Here is a 16,937-nt window from a genome sequence, read left to right as displayed (position 1 = left end):
GGTCAGGGTTTTAGCCAGATCAATCTAGTTACAACTGGACCGGTTTATAAACGACAGATAGGAAAAGCTCACGCCCTGGCGTGTTATAACCACGAATGGTCTGGTAATCCTTATCCGTCAGGTTTCGAACCTGGCCACGCAGACTCCAATCTTTACCCAAAGGGTAAGCAACACGTAAATCAACGGTACCAAAACCTGCTGCGGATTTGGTATTGTCTGCATCGCTATATGAGTCACTGCGCACTCGCCAGGTCACTCCCACATCAGCTTTACCGATTTTGCGATCCAGATCGATACGTAAGGTTTGTTTACTGCGATCAGTCAGCCGCTTGCCGCTGTTCTTATCCGTCGGATCCAGCAATGTAAGACTACCCGCCAGTTTCCATTCTGCCAAAGTGGTACTAAGGCCGAATTCCAATCCGTCGATTCGCGCCTGATTAACGTTTTGAGGCTGGTAAGTCCAGGGAGCAACTTCTATCCAATCAATAAGGTCATCTATCTCAGTGCGGAATAAGCGCAGATCCCAATGGCCCATTGCACTCTCACCCACTAACCCCAGCTCATATGTTTTGGATTCTTCTGGCTCCAGGTCAGGATTTCCATTAGATCCCCAAGGATCCTGATAGTAAAGATCATTAAAGGTGGGCGCATTAAAGGCTGTCCCATAGGAAGCAATCAACCGCAAAGTGCTGGAGATGTCATAACCATAGGCTATATTGCCAGTTGTGTGCCCTCCAAATGAATCATTGTCATCATAGCGCAGCCCTAACGTCAGACTGCTATCATCGAACTGATTTTGGTACTGGCCAAATAAACCGGTGTTATCCCGCTCATGGACTGTATAGCTGGCGCTACCATCAATCTCATCCCGGAGAAAATCCAACCCCAGGGTAACCACAGCCTCTTCCCCCACCATCAGATCATTCTGCCAGGATGCCTGACGGCGCTTGGTATTAAACGTCGATTTCAACACAGCATTTTCAAAGTTAGTACTGCGGTCCCGGGTTTCACCAACCATCAAGGTCATATCCCAACTGTCACTGGGTGAGTACAGTAACTGGCCATTGATTACCTGCTGCTCAATATCTGAGTCGTAGTCATTAGTCACCCCCCAGGAACTGTCATATTCGTTATTTCCGGTTGCCCGCAGAGCGCTCACTTTGATCTGAGCACCATTAGTAAACTGATGACTGAGGTTGCCAGAAATGGCGTTGTTTTCGTAACCGTCGTTATCCGGATTATTATTTTCAAGCGCACTAAAACCATCCGTGCTGAAGTGAGAAGCCCGCAGACTAAAACGCGTATCCTCATCCCCCCCGGAAATACTTGCTGCAGTATCAACAGTATTGTGAGTACCGTAACCGGCATCGGCATTCAGGTGCAGGCCTTTTTGTCCTTTTAGGGTAAAGATCTGAATCACGCCACCGATGGCATCTGAGCCATAGAGGTGGGAACGAGGACCTCTCACCACTTCGATACGGCCAATGTGGGACAGGGGCAGATCCTGCCAGGCGACGGTACCCAAGGTTGCAGAACCGGCCCGAATACCATCAATCAGTACCAGAACATTTTTTGAATCCGTCCCCCGTAAGCGAATACTTACATTCTTTCCAAAACCGCCATTACTGCTCATACTCAAGCCAGGCAGGCCATCCAATAATTCCACCAAATCACGAGACTGACTGGACTCGATTTCCTGTTGATTAATGACGGTCACTGCTGCAAGCGTCTCGTCAGCAGTAAGAGCTGTTCGGGTCGCCGTCACATTGATTGCATTCAACGTTTCAGTTGCGTGGCTATTTAATGCTGCAGTTGAGGCAACCAGGGTGACTGCGGTGGCCAGCAGGGGGCTCTTTTTGATAGATATAGTCTGATTTGGTTGCTTACATAATTCATCGCGAAACTTCATGCGCAAAACCCTTTTGTAGAAGTACATTGTCATCGGCATACTTGAGACAAACAGCTTGAAACAAACAGCTCAAAACGAATCGCCCGAAATACAACCCATAAAGGGCGGTTCGAGTCGATCAGTTCAGCAAATGCGGACATGAAGAAGGGGGTGTTTGAGATATAAACCGCAAACAAGCACCAAAATCGTTGGTCCGCTTGATTGCGTCAGCTAACGGATTTCCGCTCTACTGAATACCTCGTCCGGTAGAATCGCGACGCTGAAATGGCAGGTTTCCTGACTTACAGATCAACACTCTATTCCACCTTCCCGGCCTGAAATGACCAGTGGTCTAATTGAATAGGGCTACTTGCTTACAGTTGCGAGGACAGCCAAGGAATAACGTAAAAACGTAGCACCTTGTTCCCTTTTAACCCATTGAGGGCACCATTCCGAGGCGCATTCTATACGATAGCAGCCGTTACCCACAATCCTGAAATCGACAGAAATTAGTTCAAAGCCGAACTTCAACAATGGCTCTGATGAAGTGGCATTATTGAGCAAAAAAACAAAACAGAGGCGTTTAGCTTTGTAAACTGAACTTAATCGGTATCTGGAAGGACCATTGCTTCCTGAAGAAGGAATCCGGAATCGGTTTAAAACGATTGAGTTTTTCAAGAGCCTTGACGGCGGCCTTGTCGAGAGCGGACCAGGAAGAAGATTCGACAACAGCAATCCCCGTTATACGTCCATCTTTTTCTATCGTAAACGCTACGACAACATCGCCTTCATTACCCTTTTTTCGGGCCCTCATGGGATAGCGCTTGTAACGGGAAATGGCATTTACCAGCTCGGTCCGATAATTCGCTTCAAGCTGTTCTGCTTGCTGTTTTAATGAAGAACTGCCAACAGCAGCAGATTTTGAACCCTCGACCTCGCTCTTTGATTGCCCAACAGTCGCTTGTGGAGTTGAGCCAACGGCTGCAACTGTCCGGGACTGATCCTTCATTTTCATTGTGCCAACTTGGAATTCCTGATTCTGTACAACCGATAAGGGTGCAGCCGGTTGATCCATAATCGATCGTTGAACCATTGATGACTCTTTCTTAAAAGCTTGATTGCTTGATGGATTATCCCTGGATTCTGTGCGTTTCGAGATAGTATTTTCCGGTATTGAGTTGTTGGAAATGAATGATGTAGCGGAAACGACTGATGTTTCTGAAAGGTTTGATGTTGTGGAAACAGGGGCATCAGGCAGGGAGATCTTCTGCGCTGAAGCATTGATTTCTGAGAAACTATTCTCCGTTATTTGCGGCTCTGATGGTGACGCGACAAGCACCTCGGAAGACAACATATTCTGTCTTGGGACAGATCCTGTAATTCCTGTCGTCGCAGTATCCTCGGGCGGACCTGATTCTCTGCTAATACCACTCATAGTAATTTGTAATGAACGGGCCTCGCCCCCCGCCGCCAGGCCGTTATTTTCCGGATAGCCCGAGACCAGATAAAGCACAACGGTATGTAGCAACAGAGCAATTATTAGCGAAACGATCTGGCGAGTCATGGCAGTTAAACATGTCAGCATGAAGTAAAGATCGCGAATCTACCTCGCACCCAGATCTATGGCAAGACCTCAGCGCTGCTAATGCCTCATGGTGATAATGAAAGGTCGCTAATGACGCTCAGACATAGATCAAAGTCGCTCGTAGATCAGCCTAACTACAGCCGCCAAACCATACTGACGGAAGTCTAGCGAAGTCAGGCCAGCGGCGCGGCATCCGACTTCCAATTGCTTGTTCGAGCCACTTAATTCGATAACAGATGTAGAACATTGGCATTATTGACCAAGGTTTGCCGGAAATAACGGAGTACAGATAATGAGCGAAGCAGAAGCACCAACACGCGGACGACGTAGAGGCAGAGGCCGTGCTGGTCGCAGGGCAGAAACCGAAACAGTAGAAATCACTCCTTACATCACTCGCAAGATCCCCTACTACGAAGTCCTGGATGATGAAGGCTTAAGTCTGATCGAACAAAATGCCGAAACAATCCTGGAAGAGGTGGGCATCGAGTTTCGTGATGATGAGGAAGCACTACAGATCTGGAGAGATGCCGGCGCTGATGTTCAGGGAGAACTGGTAAAATTTCCACGCGGTATGTGTCGTTCGATTATTCAGGCTTCTGCCCCTGCAGAATACACTCAGCACGCCCGTAATCCAGCCCGTAACGTAAGAATCGGCGGGAAAAACACGGTATTTGTTCCTGCTTACGGCAGCCCATTTGTCTACGATATGGACAAAGGCCGTCGCTATGCAACTCTCGAAGATTTCCAGAACTTCGTCAAGTTAGCCTATATGTCACCCAGCCTTCACCATTCTGGTGGTACTATCTGTGAGCCTGTCGACCTGCCGGTCAACAAGCGTCATTTCGATATGCTCTACACCCATATGAAATACTCCGACAAGGCGTTTATGGGTTCTGTTACCGCTCCAGAGCGTGCCGAAGATACTGTCGAAATGTGTAAAATCCTGTTTGGTGATAACTACATCGATCCAGAAACAGGCAAGCCTAAAACAATCGTTACCAGCTTGATCAACGCCAACTCCCCCATGACCTTTGATGACACCATGCTTGGTGCGGCCAAGGTCTATGCCCGTAACAACCAGGCCTGTGTCATTACGCCGTTTATCCTGGCGGGTGCCATGTCACCGGTGACTGTCGCCGGTACCGCAGCCCAGTCTCTGGCCGAAGCACTCGCTGGTATGGCCTTTGTGCAATTGGTTAATCCAGGCGCTCCGGTCGTTATGGGTAGCTTTGCAAGCTCCATATCCATGCAATCCGGTGCTCCAACCTTTGGTACTCCAGAGCCGGCACTGGTGCTTTACATTATGGCCAATCTGGCTCGCCGTCTGGGTGTTCCCTTCCGGTCTGGTGGTGGATTCTGTGCCGCCAAGGTTCCAGATGCACAAGCCGCGTCCGAAGCAGTCAGCACCTTGATTCCAACCGCACTTGCGGGTGTCAACTTTGCGCTGCACACAGCCGGTTGGCAGGAAGGCGGACTAGTCATGGGGTATGAGAAATTCGTCATGGATGCCGATCAGGCAGGCATGATGGAAACCATGATGAGAGGCGTGGACCTTTCCGAAAACGGACAAGCATTGGATGCCATTCGCGAAGTTGGACCAGGTAATCACTTCCTCGGATGCGCACATACCCAGGCGAACTTCAAAACCGCCTTCTATCGCTCTCCTATTGCCGACAACAACAGCTTCGAACAGTGGGAAGCTGAAGGCTGCAAGACGCAAGAGCAACGCGCTAACGCGATCTGGAAGAAAATGCTGGCGGATTATCAGGCTCCTGAACTGGACCCCGCGATTGATCAGGCATTGCTTGATTATATTGAAAGCCGCAAGGCTGCATTCCCAGATTCAAACGTATAATTTCAATACATATATCGCTTCAAGACCATTCCCTTAATAACCGCGAAGGTACCCGACCTTCGCGGTTTTTTTGATCTCTGTTAACTGCTCCGGACGTTTTGGAATATCCTGTTGATTTTTTGACGAACTTACTGATAAAAGTCTTAGTCATAAGTCTAGATGAGCAGGTAAAATCGTTTCAGGTAAACGAAACTGGATAAGCTTGGATAGATAAGACGATGAAGCAGGCTTCGTCGTCACCGAAGAGGGATCTTTATAAATAAAAGCGTTATAGCCGAGACCAAAAAACTTCTATCGCCGCTCTGTATTGCGTTGATCACTTAACGATCGTGCAAACACAGATCTGTTTGAAGGTGGCAATAATTGCCAAAAAACCATACGTAAGCGCATACAGTGTTCTATCTGCGTCACTGGGGTTTTGCCTGGGTTCTTTAATCTGCTATAACAATAAAACCCCTAAACGCTTAAGGCTATTGAACGAAATGACAGCTGAGCAGCCACACACTCCCCTACGTTATGGATTTCTAGTCGTCCCCAATTATTCTATGATTGCGGTGACCTCTGCCATTGAGCCGTTACGCATGGCTAACCGGCTATCAGAGCAAACCCTCTACGAATGGCCATTTATCACCTTGGATGGAAATCCTGTTCAAGCCAGTAACGGTTTGATCATCACACCGAACTATTCGATCAATTCAGCCCCCAAACTGGATATTCTGTTTATCTGTTCTGGTATTGATGTCTCAGGCGCTTTTACCAAAACATTACAGAGCGCACTTTGTGGGCTTGCTCGACAACACGTCAAACTTGGCGGAATCTGCACTGGCACTTATTTACTGGCGCGTTGCGGGTTACTGGATGGGTATCGCTGTACCATTCACTGGGAAAATATGGCCAGTATGCGGGAAGAATTCCCCTCGGTATTGATCAAAGATGAACTTTATCAAGTAGACCGGGACCGTTATACCTGCGCCGGAGGCAATGCCCCCATGGATATGATGCTGGGATTAATCAGCGAGAACAGCGGTGGGACATTAGCGGTGAACATATCCGAACAATTTATGTGTGACCGCATCCGTGGGCATCAGGACCGACAGCGTATTCCTCTTCAATTACAACTGGGTAGCAATCAGACAAAGCTCACTGAAGCGGTCACCCTGATGGAAGCCAATATTGAAGAGCCCATCAGTCTCGAAGAACTTTCACAGTATGTCGGAATATCCCGTCGTCAACTGGAGCGCCTTTTTCAGAAGCACCTCAACTGTGTACCTACCCGCTACTATATGGATCTGAGATTAAAGCGCGCTCGTCAATTATTGCTACAAACCAACAAAGCCATTATTGATGTAGCAATGGCTTGTGGCTTTGTTTCAGCCCCTCACTTCAGCAAATGTTATCGGGATTTCTTCGGCATCTCGCCACGCAATGACCGCATAGGACGCTAAAAAAACAATTTTTTGTTAACATTTTCACGTTAAAACTGACACTTTAATAGCTAATAACCTCACCGCTATAGACGGCCTCAAACCCGGAGGCCTTTATACATTTCAGTTATCGAAGCAGATCATGACCCCAACGGTCATCATGGGCACCTGACAAAAACGTCACTTCCGGGCAGCAACAATCATTGATTGACTGGGGTTTCCCCGATACCCAAATGATCTCTGACTGATCCTTTATTGGGCAAAGTTCGGTTCAATCCGAGGGGTATATTCAGTCTGTGGCTCTATTGAAATATCATATTCTGCAAGATCGTTATAATAATCATCGCCATTTTTATTGCCAAATACGTTGCTATAGTCATAACTGAGATTTCCATTAATTCCGGTCCCGTCATTGTTATAAACCCCGTTGTTAGACAACCTGTTGTTATTTACATTCGCATAAGGATTAAACCAGATAGCGCTCGAACGGTTACTACCCACATCGGTATTAGAAAACAGGGTGTGTCACATAGGGTTTTAATAGCTATTTTTGTTAACAAGCCTAAAAATGCTCCCGTATTTTCAGCCGCGCCCCCCGGCAATCAAATGAGCCTACAGAACCTTGCATTACAAAAAACACGCCATTCAAAAATATTTTTTAATTTTCAAATGGTTACCTATAAAAGACATCACCCTTTGATCCAGATTCCAGAGAAAAAGGGTAATCTTTGTTTCCAAATAGCGACAAAAATCAAAAATATAATAGAATTATTTTATTTATCAACGAGATAGATTGTCACTAAATGGATACAGCTAACGTCTGAAGCCTAGAGACAGCTGGCTGTCTCTGATAGTAAACGTCCGGCAGTGATGAGGTTGCCATTCCATCACTGATGCTTCAGATACCAATGAATATCAAGAATAGACCCCTGTCGGAAAATAAGAGAGGTTTGGTGTGTGTTTTTTCAGACATACAAAGGAAATTACAGAAATTATGATTCTGCTAATCATCGTGTTTTTTCGTATTTTTATACAAGTTTTTGTTATATTTTTTTAAACCAAATACGCCCGCTACAAAAACAAAAAGACAAGGAATCCAGATCCATATTATTTCACTTTTAATTACAGAAATACCCTGCCCCTGGAAGAAACGCGCTATATTTAATGTGGAAACGTCGATTGGAGTATATGGGAAAAAGTACCTTTCATTTGAGAATGGTGAAAAAAATGCTATACCCAGGCCCCCATTCGTTAACGCATCAAGAGCACCGTGAGATGCCATGCAAAGAAAAAAATAAAGCCATATTTTAGAAAAATGATTCCTTATATTTCTGGTCATCAATAATGAAACCAAACAGCTAAAACCAGCAGCGAAAAATAGTGAATGAGTTATTCCTCTATGCCCCAATAGATGGTTATATGGAATTCCCAATCGTAAGCCAATCACATCAAGATCAGGTATAATCGTCAGAATCATTCCCGTCAGTAAAATACTCTTTGATCTAAAAACAGGACCAAATAAAGGGCTAAGTCCTAACGCAATCGCTGGGTGTGTAAAAATCGTCGCCATTTATACAGTCCTTTTAACAGATACATCGATACGGAGACAATTGGAGAAGTTAATTATTGATCCCAATTCTTACTTGATTGGGGTTACTATTTAACTATTTCCCAGCTTTCCACCCCACCAGAAATCACTTGAAAAACAGGGTGTACCAAAATAGATTTATTGCCCGAAATAGCTTCATATTTTTCAGGATCACGTGTTTCCAGTTTATTCAAAAGATGCTGAAACTCATATTCCAACTGCCCCGATGTAACAGGTATTTTTTCCGTATATCTATCTGGGCTGATTTTACTCTTCTGAAAGTTATACTCTCTGCGATCAGCTTCTTCAGCAATTTCACTCAAATAGGTAGCAATAGCTCCGATGGGACTTGCTGTTTCTTTAAATCTTATCAGCTGTGGGTGATTGACATAGCCTTTCGTTTTACCCTTGAGAACATTCTGAGCAAGCAATGTTTCTCTCCACAGCGCAACCAGACCTTTGGAATCCAAGTAACTTGGGTGAATTGACCAGATTCGCATGAGTAATGATAACCTTTGCTGTTGCGGATGATTCGTAGCGACTACGACTTGACCTCATCCCTGAGTTTGGTGGTAACGAGCAGTTCAGGAAGTTTGCGCATACTGTTGTTATAAGCATACGCGAATAAAGCAAAAACAATGAACAATTCTTAAACCTTATACTGCAACAGTCAATTCAAGCCGAAAACTGATTACTATCCTGTATTTCAATGATACTTCAGCGGTATTTTATTGAATACCGTTGCCATATCCCAAGTCTTTTCCTTACTGATTGCTAAAAGCTATCAAGCGAATTAGTTTTATCAATTTTATCAATACCAACAGCCCTTCTATTCTGTTGTAGTGAATTCAATCACTGCTGTTAAAGCAGAATTAAATAAAGGGAGTTACCATGAAAAAGCGACATCTACTGATGACAACAGCAATAGCAGGCATGTTAGCAGCAACAACCTCCTACGCTGGCACCGATGAAATATCAAAACCCAAAGGTGCTATGGGTAGCGGTAAAGTGACTGCCGGACAGGCTAAATCAAATCAATTTTGGTGGCCAGCCCAGTTGGACCTGTCAGCACTGCGTGACCAGGACTCACGCTCAAACCCAATGGGTCCTGATTTCAATTATGCCGAAGAATTCAATAAGCTGGATCTAGATGCAGTTAAGCAAGATATCAACTCTCTACTGACAGCCTCTCAAGATTGGTGGCCTGCAGATTTTGGTAATTACGGCCCCTTCTTCATCCGTATGTCATGGCACAGCGCCGGTACCTACCGCACACTAGATGGACGAGGTGGTGCAGACGGTGGACAGCAGCGCTTTAATCCTCTTAACAGTTGGCCAGATAACGCCAGTCTGGATAAGGCCCGGCGCTTACTATGGCCAGTGAAAAAGAAATACGGCTACAGTCTGTCATGGGCAGACTTAATGGTTTTAGCTGGCAACGTGGCGCTGGAAAACATGGGGTTTAAAACCTATGGTTTTGCCGGTGGTCGCGCCGACGATTGGGAACCCGATTTGGTTTACTGGGGACCGGAACTAGAAATGCTTGCCAGCGACCGTGAGGACAAAGATGGAACGTTGGAACGCCCTCTGGGCGCAACCCATATGGGTTTGATTTATGTGAATCCAGAAGGCCCCAGAGGTAAGCCCGATCCAATGGGATCAGCTAAAAATATCCGTGTCGCTTTTGCTCGCATGGCAATGAATGACGAAGAGGTAGTTGCACTTGTTGCTGGTGGACACACCTTTGGCAAAATGCATGGTGCTCATAAACCCAGTGATTGTGTAGGCCCGGAACCCGGTGCTGCTGCGCTTGAAGACCAGGGCCTTGGCTGGAAAAACAAATGTGGTAAAGGTCATTCGGAAGACACGGTAACCAGCGGTTTAGAGGGAGCCTGGACCCAGGCACCAACACGCTGGACCACTTTATATTTATCAAACCTGCTTAACTTTGATTGGGAGCAAACCCGCAGTCCTGCCGGGGCCATTCAATGGATTCCAACGGATGAGTCGTTACACACCGCGGTGCCTGATGCACATATTAAAGGAAAATTTAATGCTCCTGTCATGACTACCGCTGATTTGGCGCTGAAGTTCGACCCTAAGTACAAGAGAATTGCCGAACGCTTCTTAGCCAATCCAGATGAATACCAGCAGGCATTCGCTAAAGCCTGGTATAAACTCACTCATCGCGATATGGGACCAAGAGCACTTTATTTAGGAACAGAAGTGCCAAATGAAGCACTTATCTGGCAAGATCCGATTCCGCTATCGACAGCAAAACCCCTTAGTCATCAAGCCGTCGATGCACTTAAAAAGGATATTCTTGCTGCTGATTTAACTGTTTCTGAATTGGTCCGTACAGCTTGGGCATCAGCTTCTACGTTCCGTGCCAGTGATAAGCGCGGCGGTGCAAACGGCGCACGTATCGCGCTAGCACCTCAAAAAGATTGGGCAGCCAATAACCCAGCAGAATTGGCAAAAGTGTTAAGCAAGCTAAAAAAGATTCAGGACAACTTTGGTAAAGATAAGGTATCTTTAGCAGATCTCATTGTTCTTGGTGGTGCAGCAGCAATAGAAAAAGCCGCACAGGACGCTGGTATTACACTCCAGGTGCCATTTCAATCAGGTCGCGGGGATACAATCCAGGCCAAAACCGACCAAAATTCGTTTGCCCTACTTGAGCCAAAAGCCGATGCGTTCCGCAATTATTTCAATGCCAGTGAAGCCTACCGTTCTCCAGCAGAGATGCTGATCGACAAGGCCGACCAGCTGAATTTGACGGTACCTGAAATGACCGCACTACTGGGTGGAATGCGTGTACTGGACACCAATGCAGACCACTCTAAACACGGAGTGTTCACAACTAGGCCTGGCACCTTAAGCAACGACTTTTTTGTCAACCTGTTAGACATGTCGACCCAATGGAAAAAGTCAGACACTGACGGGCTTTACCAGGGTTTAGATCGAAAGAGTGGTGAACTGCTGTATACCGCAACACCGGTTGATCTGATTTTTGGATCAAATTCCGAACTTCGCGCCATTGCTGAAACCTATGCCTTTGATAATTCAAAAGAAAGATTTGCGAATGATTTCGTCAAAGCATGGGTCAAGGTTATGCAAGCAGACCGGTTTGACCTGAACTAATCAGCCTTGCTGGAGAAAGGCGTGAACGTTTCACCACGCCTTTCTCTGCGCTTACAGGGCAGGCCCTGGACCTGCCCAGGAAATCGATAAAATCAGAATAAGGAGCAAAGAAAGCAGAAGCCTCCCTTACTGACAGTCCCTTCTATAAAGACGATCCATGTTAGCGACAACGCTATCCAGTGCAAGTCCAAATTTTTCGCCATCCATATTGTCATATGCATCAGTAAGACTGTTTACAGCAGCAGTCATATGATCCTCACCTTCAGCTTCTGAAACCCAGTACAGAGCATCAACAATTTCGCCAAGAGCAACATCAACTGCATCTCCCTCTTTAATTGTTTCTACATCAGCAAAAGCAGCAGAAATCTCATCCAAATCATCGGCAATCTGAGTAAGATCTTCACAAGTTGGCTTTTCTGATGCGACAGCGGTAAAGCCCGTCAGAGAGAAAAAAGCAGTTAAACCCAAGACTAAAAAAAATTTCTTCATACACCTATCCCTTTTCTTCTTTGTTCACTAAAGTTGGCGAAAATCAGACTGTTTATTATCCACTCTGAGTAGTTCAGGCTCAGAAAGTAACCTACCATCGGGAATAAACCTTTGCTATCAAAAGCAGCCCCTAAACGCTGGATGATTTTCAGAGAGATATTTCATCGAACATAATTCTATTAGCCAATTGAAAGCAACACTGGCATCCCTGATTTTCGATAGTATGCTAGCGAAGTTTTCTCTCTAACCGGGATTTTTTATCAATGGATCCGGGGGCCAGTCATTAAACAACATGGCAAAGAACGTCTTGCGCTCAGTGCCAGACATACTGCGATAAGTATCGAAGCTGACATGCCGGTCAGGCGCTTCTAAATTTAATTCGATCCCCCAAAGCGGGCTGATGCTGGTCGGTAGCATGGCATAACGTACATCACCCAGAACATTGGAGTGATCTGGATGCCAGGCCAAAAAGCCATCAGAGAATAATTCAAAACGCTTAATATCTCGATAAAGCATCATCTGATCCGTCAACTGAGGCAGGTCGAGATTAATATCGAAAGCCTTCACCCAGCGACCCGTAAAAACCTTGCCGTTGCCGGTTAGACCCACACGCACAGCGTCAACGTAATAATTACCATCCGCCTCGTAAACCGAACGCCATAGTAGCAGGTTACCCAGAGTGGGTTTAACGATTAGCCGCTCGGCGACGTGGCCCCGTTGCTGGGCCTGCAACTGAGCAAGTGATTCAGCGCGATTGTGCTGAATTACACCCAGTGACAGATAGACTGCAACGAACACTATACCGGCCCGCGCTGCGAACGGTTGATGCTTTACCGCCGCAAAAACCATGGCTGCGATCAGAACCAAGGAAAACATTGGATCGAAGATAGAGACAATACTCCATGCGATTCGATCGTCGCTGAATGGCCACAGCAAGTGGGTGCCGTAGCTGGTGCAGGCATCTAAAAAACCTGCTGTGGCATATCCGATCAGGGCGTAGAAATAGACTCTCTTAAATGCCAACCGTTTTCTTAATACGGGCCAGAGCAGCACCGAAGCAAACAAGGCACCGAAGGGAATAAACAACAGAGCGTGAGTGAAGTGGCGGTGATACTCCAAGTACAGAAGTGGATCTTCAATTGAGCTAATTAGTGCGTCGGCATCAGCAAGTAACGGTGCGCAAAAACCGACTAATGACGCCAACCGCACCTCACCAGGCCTCGCCCATGCCTGTGCAAGCGTTGCACCGATCAAACCTTGAGTGACTATATCCATTCTCTGTATTGAGGTCCTCGCTGTTGAGCCTTATTAGCTATATCTGCTCTGTTATATTTTCTCTCCAGCCCAGGTTTTAACAGACCTGATTTATGCCACCTTAAAAACTTCTTTCTGGCTAGCAAGGTATTCTTCGAACGTGCCGGAGAAGTTCACCATTCCCCTGTCTTTAATTTCAACAACACGGGTCGCTAATGAAGATACAAATGCCCGGTCATGACTGACAAAAATCAGCGTACCATCAAAAGCTTCCAGCGCGCTGTTTAATGCTTCAATAGCTTCCATATCCAAATGGTTGGTGGGCTCATCCATAATCAATACGTTAATGTCCATCATCATTAGCTTGCCAAACAACAGTCTGTTCTTTTCACCACCAGAACAAACCTTTGCCTTCTTATTAAAGTCATCCGCAGTAAACAATAAACGGCCAAGCATTGCTCTGACTTTTAGGTCATCATGCTTGGGTGTGCGCCACTGAGACATCCACTCAAACAGAGTCAGATCACAATCAAAGTCAGCAGTGCTGTCCTGAGGACAGTATCCTATGGAGGCATTCTCAGACCACTTTATACCCCCTTCGTTGGCTTTGATTTCTTCGATCAGGCAACGCAGGAATGTAGTTTTACCTGCACCATTCTCTCCAATCACAGCAAGTTTAGCACCCGCTTCCAAAATCAAATTACCTTTGGAAAATAGTGTCTTATTGTCAAAACCATGACTGAGATCTTCCAGAATCAAGGCTTGCCGGTGAAGTTTCTTATCCTGTTTAAGCGTGATCGATGGTGTTGCTCGACTGGAGGCTTTAACTTCATCCAGTTTTATTTTATCCATTTTTTTAGCCCGGGAGCTGGCCTGCTTAGCTTTTGAAGCGTTGGCCGAGAAGCGATTCACAAATGATTGTAACTCATCAAGTTCCGCACTCTTTTTAGCATTCTCTGTCAGCAGCTGTTCCTGGATAAGCGACGAAGCAGCCATAAAAGCTTCATAGTTACCTGGGTAAATACGCAATTCACCATAATCGATATCCGCCATATGGGTACATACGGAATTTAAGAAGTGTCTGTCGTGGGAAATAATAATCATGGTGCAATTACGCTGGTTAAGTACCGACTCAAGCCAGCTAATGGTATGTATATCCAGATTGTTGGTCGGTTCATCCAAAAGCAATATATCAGGATTGGCGAATAGCGCCTGAGCAAGCAATACCCGCAACTTCCACCCGGGAGCAACCTGGCTCATCAAACCAAAATGATATTGTTCAGCGATACCGGCTTCCAGAAGCAGATCTCCTGCACGGCTTTCGGCACTGTAGCCATCCATCTCTGCAAATTCGGACTCCAGGTGCGCGACTTTCATGCCGTCTTCTTCAGACATTTCAGGTAATGCGTAAATACGCTCACGCTCCTGTTTTACCTTCCACAGTTCAGCGTCTCCCATAATAACCGCGTCGACCACACTATATTCTTCAAAAGCAAACTGGTCCTGGCTTAAGATGCCCAGCTTATCTCCAGGACTGATTGAAACGTTGCCAGAGGTAGGAACCAAGTCTCCACTCAGTATTTTCATAAATGTCGATTTGCCACAGCCATTCGCACCAATCAGGCCATAACGGTTACCATTGCCGAATTTGGCGGAAATATTTTCAAACAAAGGCTCTGCGCCAAACTGCATGGTGATGTTAGCGGTGGATATCAAGGGAGTATTCCTGGGTACTTACGGATTAGGATGTTAATCAACAGCGCCTATAAAGGCATAGTCAAAGAGGGGGGCGAACTTTAACCAGTTGAGGTCTCAATGTCGAGTAAAGCTGTACATAAAACAAACAAATAATTCCAGAACCACTGATTAAAAGCTGAAAGTGTCCCTGAGAATATTGCTCATTTCGGAATTCAATATGCTCAGGAATAAACTTACCCATGCTTTCCAATGGAACAGTATAGGTAAGAGATACGATAAAAAACTATTCCTTCTACAAAGCGCCGGGGGGCACAAACACCCAATCTAGAGAAAAGTATGCCTATTCTGGTTGGGACTTACGACCAGAGACAAAGCGTTCCGGTACTACTACTTCCATAGCCTTAACAGCCCTACTGTGAATTTGGTTCGCTATTCGAAACAATAGCGTTTGGATCTCTGTTAATTTCAGATTCCAATGCAGAAATAAGTTGTGTCTTCGTAACACGGCTCATGCCAAGAATATCACTATTGACTAAAACTAATCCGATGATCATCCCCCATGTAACAACGCTATGATTAGGGTACGTAAGTTCGAACAGCATAAGTAGGAACTGAATTGAAATCAGCACCAAGCCAATAACAGCGATTAGTCTCTCTAAAGCCACCTGCCTCTTGGCCTTTGTTAACAGTATTACAGTTGAGTTCTCCATTTCGAATTAACCTTTTCCTTAGTTGATGACATTTGATGTAGAAACTATCCGACTCTCCCCCACAAAAGCAGTATCTAGCCCAATAAGACCTTATTGAACATTGGAACTCCTCCCAGCGTCAGGGCAAACACATGAACAAAACTTATACAGTAAAAGTGGCTGATTTACGATCAGCTAACCTGCTTATAGAATCAGTATTGATTAATGTGACAGTGGTAGACATCTGAGTTCCTGCCACGATTGTGAAAAAATCACTGTTTCCAGGGGATAGCTTTTAATGTTTGGACGTTCCTTATTTTCTTTCGAAACCTAAATCGGCTTTTCTTCGTGGATAAGCATATCCATAAACTTTGCGAATCGCCTTTGTCTGGTTTCGGGCTTCTTCGCACTTATCAATCCGTACGCAATAGTATAACGATTCGATTTATTGAGCGTTTCAAAAAACTGTTTAGCCTTCAGGTTGCTCTCCAGCGCCACCAGGAAATCTGCAGGCACTTTCATTTCACTTGCCGTATAGGCGTTCTCCCATCGGCCGTCCGCTTTGGCGGCACGGATATGCACGAGCCCTGGCTCCGCCATCCGGTCCTCGCTTATCAAACGCTCCGCATGTTCTCTGTTCCTTTTAGACCAGTTGCTTCGCGCTTTCCTGGGAGTAATTCGCTGGATATAAGCTTGGTCATCGATTGACTTCCTGACGCCGTCAATCCAGCCCCAGCACAATGCCTCAATCACCACATCGTCCCAGGTCACGCTTGGAATACCCGTTTTTTTCTTGAATATCTTCACCCAAAGCTCACTTTCTGTAGCGTGATTCACCTTGAGCCACCGACCGAGATCTTTCGGCGTTGCAAAGGTCATGATTCTCTCTGGATCGGGTTCAGGCATAAAACTGGATTCTCTTGGGAATAACACCGCCAGCAGTGGACGAAAAATGAGAGCGAAGCGGCGGTTTTTTATTCCCTCTGACTGACCTTGTTAAGCACTATTTGATTTCATATTGGGCAAGCCCTTCCCAGCCATCGACGTGGCTAACAAAAATTCAAGGATATCCATCAAATTGTTATTTTTCTGAGGATAGCTTTCAATGCTTGGATGCCCGTTAATTTCTTCCTTCGTAGATATGCGCCGTATCTCCATACTACCGTAAGCGATTGAGGAACCCACCTTGATTGGGTGGGTTTGTTATTCTAGGGTAGTCGGTTTTCTGTAAACTAGGACTCAGCTAAAGCCAAGGGTAAGTTGGGTTAGCGCAACGTAACCCAACAACAGCTTTTGATCAGGAGGGCTGATCGTTCCAGGGTA

At 45.8% G+C, this 16,937-nt stretch carries 11 protein-coding genes and 1 riboswitch; of the genes, 3 read left to right on the top strand and 8 right to left on the bottom strand.

All coding sequences use genetic code 11. The features are described from left to right. Positions 1-28: 28 nt before the first annotated feature. Both BGP75_RS08730 and BGP75_RS08725 read right to left on the bottom strand, forming a co-directional pair. Positions 29-1,909: a TonB-dependent receptor domain-containing protein gene (locus tag BGP75_RS08730; protein ID WP_158070080.1), complete on the bottom strand. Its 1,881-nt coding sequence runs from the start codon at positions 1,907-1,909 to the stop codon at positions 29-31. 248 nt (positions 1,910-2,157) lie between these two features. Further along, positions 2,158-2,355: riboswitch (cobalamin riboswitch) on the bottom strand. 116 nt (positions 2,356-2,471) lie between these two features. After that, positions 2,472-3,452 (bottom strand): energy transducer TonB, encoded by a 981-nt coding sequence (locus BGP75_RS08725; RefSeq protein WP_158070079.1) that lies wholly within the window; start codon positions 3,450-3,452, stop codon positions 2,472-2,474. 313 nt (positions 3,453-3,765) lie between these two features. On the opposite strand from BGP75_RS08725, the gene BGP75_RS08720 reads away from it, so the two are divergent. Further along, positions 3,766-5,328 (top strand): trimethylamine methyltransferase family protein, encoded by a 1,563-nt coding sequence (locus BGP75_RS08720; protein WP_076717795.1) that lies wholly within the window; start codon positions 3,766-3,768, stop codon positions 5,326-5,328. 482 nt (positions 5,329-5,810) lie between these two features. Then, positions 5,811-6,773 (top strand): GlxA family transcriptional regulator, encoded by a 963-nt coding sequence (locus tag BGP75_RS08715; protein ID WP_076717793.1) that lies wholly within the window; start codon positions 5,811-5,813, stop codon positions 6,771-6,773. A gap of 982 nt (positions 6,774-7,755) precedes the next feature. Here BGP75_RS08715 and BGP75_RS08700 read toward each other — a convergent pair. Together BGP75_RS08700 and BGP75_RS08695 are read right to left on the bottom strand one after the other, a co-directional pair. Then, complete coding sequence (locus tag BGP75_RS08700; RefSeq protein ID WP_076717786.1) at positions 7,756-8,322, bottom strand: metal-dependent hydrolase; 567 nt, start codon at positions 8,320-8,322, stop codon at positions 7,756-7,758. 86 nt (positions 8,323-8,408) lie between these two features. After that, a complete protein-coding gene (locus BGP75_RS08695; RefSeq protein ID WP_076717784.1) occupies positions 8,409-8,840 on the bottom strand; it encodes a pyrimidine dimer DNA glycosylase/endonuclease V in 432 nt (143 codons plus the stop codon). Positions 8,841-9,231: 391 nt separating this feature from the next. Here BGP75_RS08695 and katG point away from each other — a divergent pair, with 391 nt between their 5' ends. Continuing rightward, the gene (gene katG, locus BGP75_RS08690; protein ID WP_076717782.1) at positions 9,232-11,484 is read left to right on the top strand and encodes a catalase/peroxidase HPI; all 2,253 of its coding nucleotides are present in this window, start codon (positions 9,232-9,234) and stop codon (positions 11,482-11,484) included. Between the two features lie 126 nt (positions 11,485-11,610). Here katG and BGP75_RS08685 read toward each other — a convergent pair whose 3' ends face one another. From BGP75_RS08685 to BGP75_RS08665, 4 genes are all read right to left on the bottom strand, one after another. Continuing rightward, complete coding sequence (locus BGP75_RS08685; protein WP_076717780.1) at positions 11,611-11,973, bottom strand: hypothetical protein; 363 nt, start codon at positions 11,971-11,973, stop codon at positions 11,611-11,613. A 243-nt stretch (positions 11,974-12,216) separates the two neighbouring features. Then, on the bottom strand, positions 12,217-13,248 hold the full coding sequence (locus BGP75_RS08680) for a metal-dependent hydrolase (protein ID WP_076717778.1): 1,032 nt from the start codon (positions 13,246-13,248) through the stop codon (positions 12,217-12,219). A 90-nt stretch (positions 13,249-13,338) separates the two neighbouring features. Next, entirely contained in the window at positions 13,339-14,943 is a 1,605-nt protein-coding gene (locus BGP75_RS08675) for an ABC-F family ATPase (protein WP_076717776.1), read from the bottom strand. Between the two features lie 1,001 nt (positions 14,944-15,944). Then, a complete protein-coding gene (locus BGP75_RS08665) occupies positions 15,945-16,520 on the bottom strand; it encodes a YdeI family protein (RefSeq protein WP_076717771.1) in 576 nt (191 codons plus the stop codon). Positions 16,521-16,937 lie beyond the last annotated feature (417 nt).

The sequence above is a fragment of the Motiliproteus sp. MSK22-1 genome, from assembly GCF_001968815.1.
Classification (GTDB): domain Bacteria; phylum Pseudomonadota; class Gammaproteobacteria; order Pseudomonadales; family Balneatricaceae; genus Motiliproteus.
Note: the sequence above shows the minus strand (reverse complement) of the source record. Positions and strands in the feature narration are given on the sequence as shown.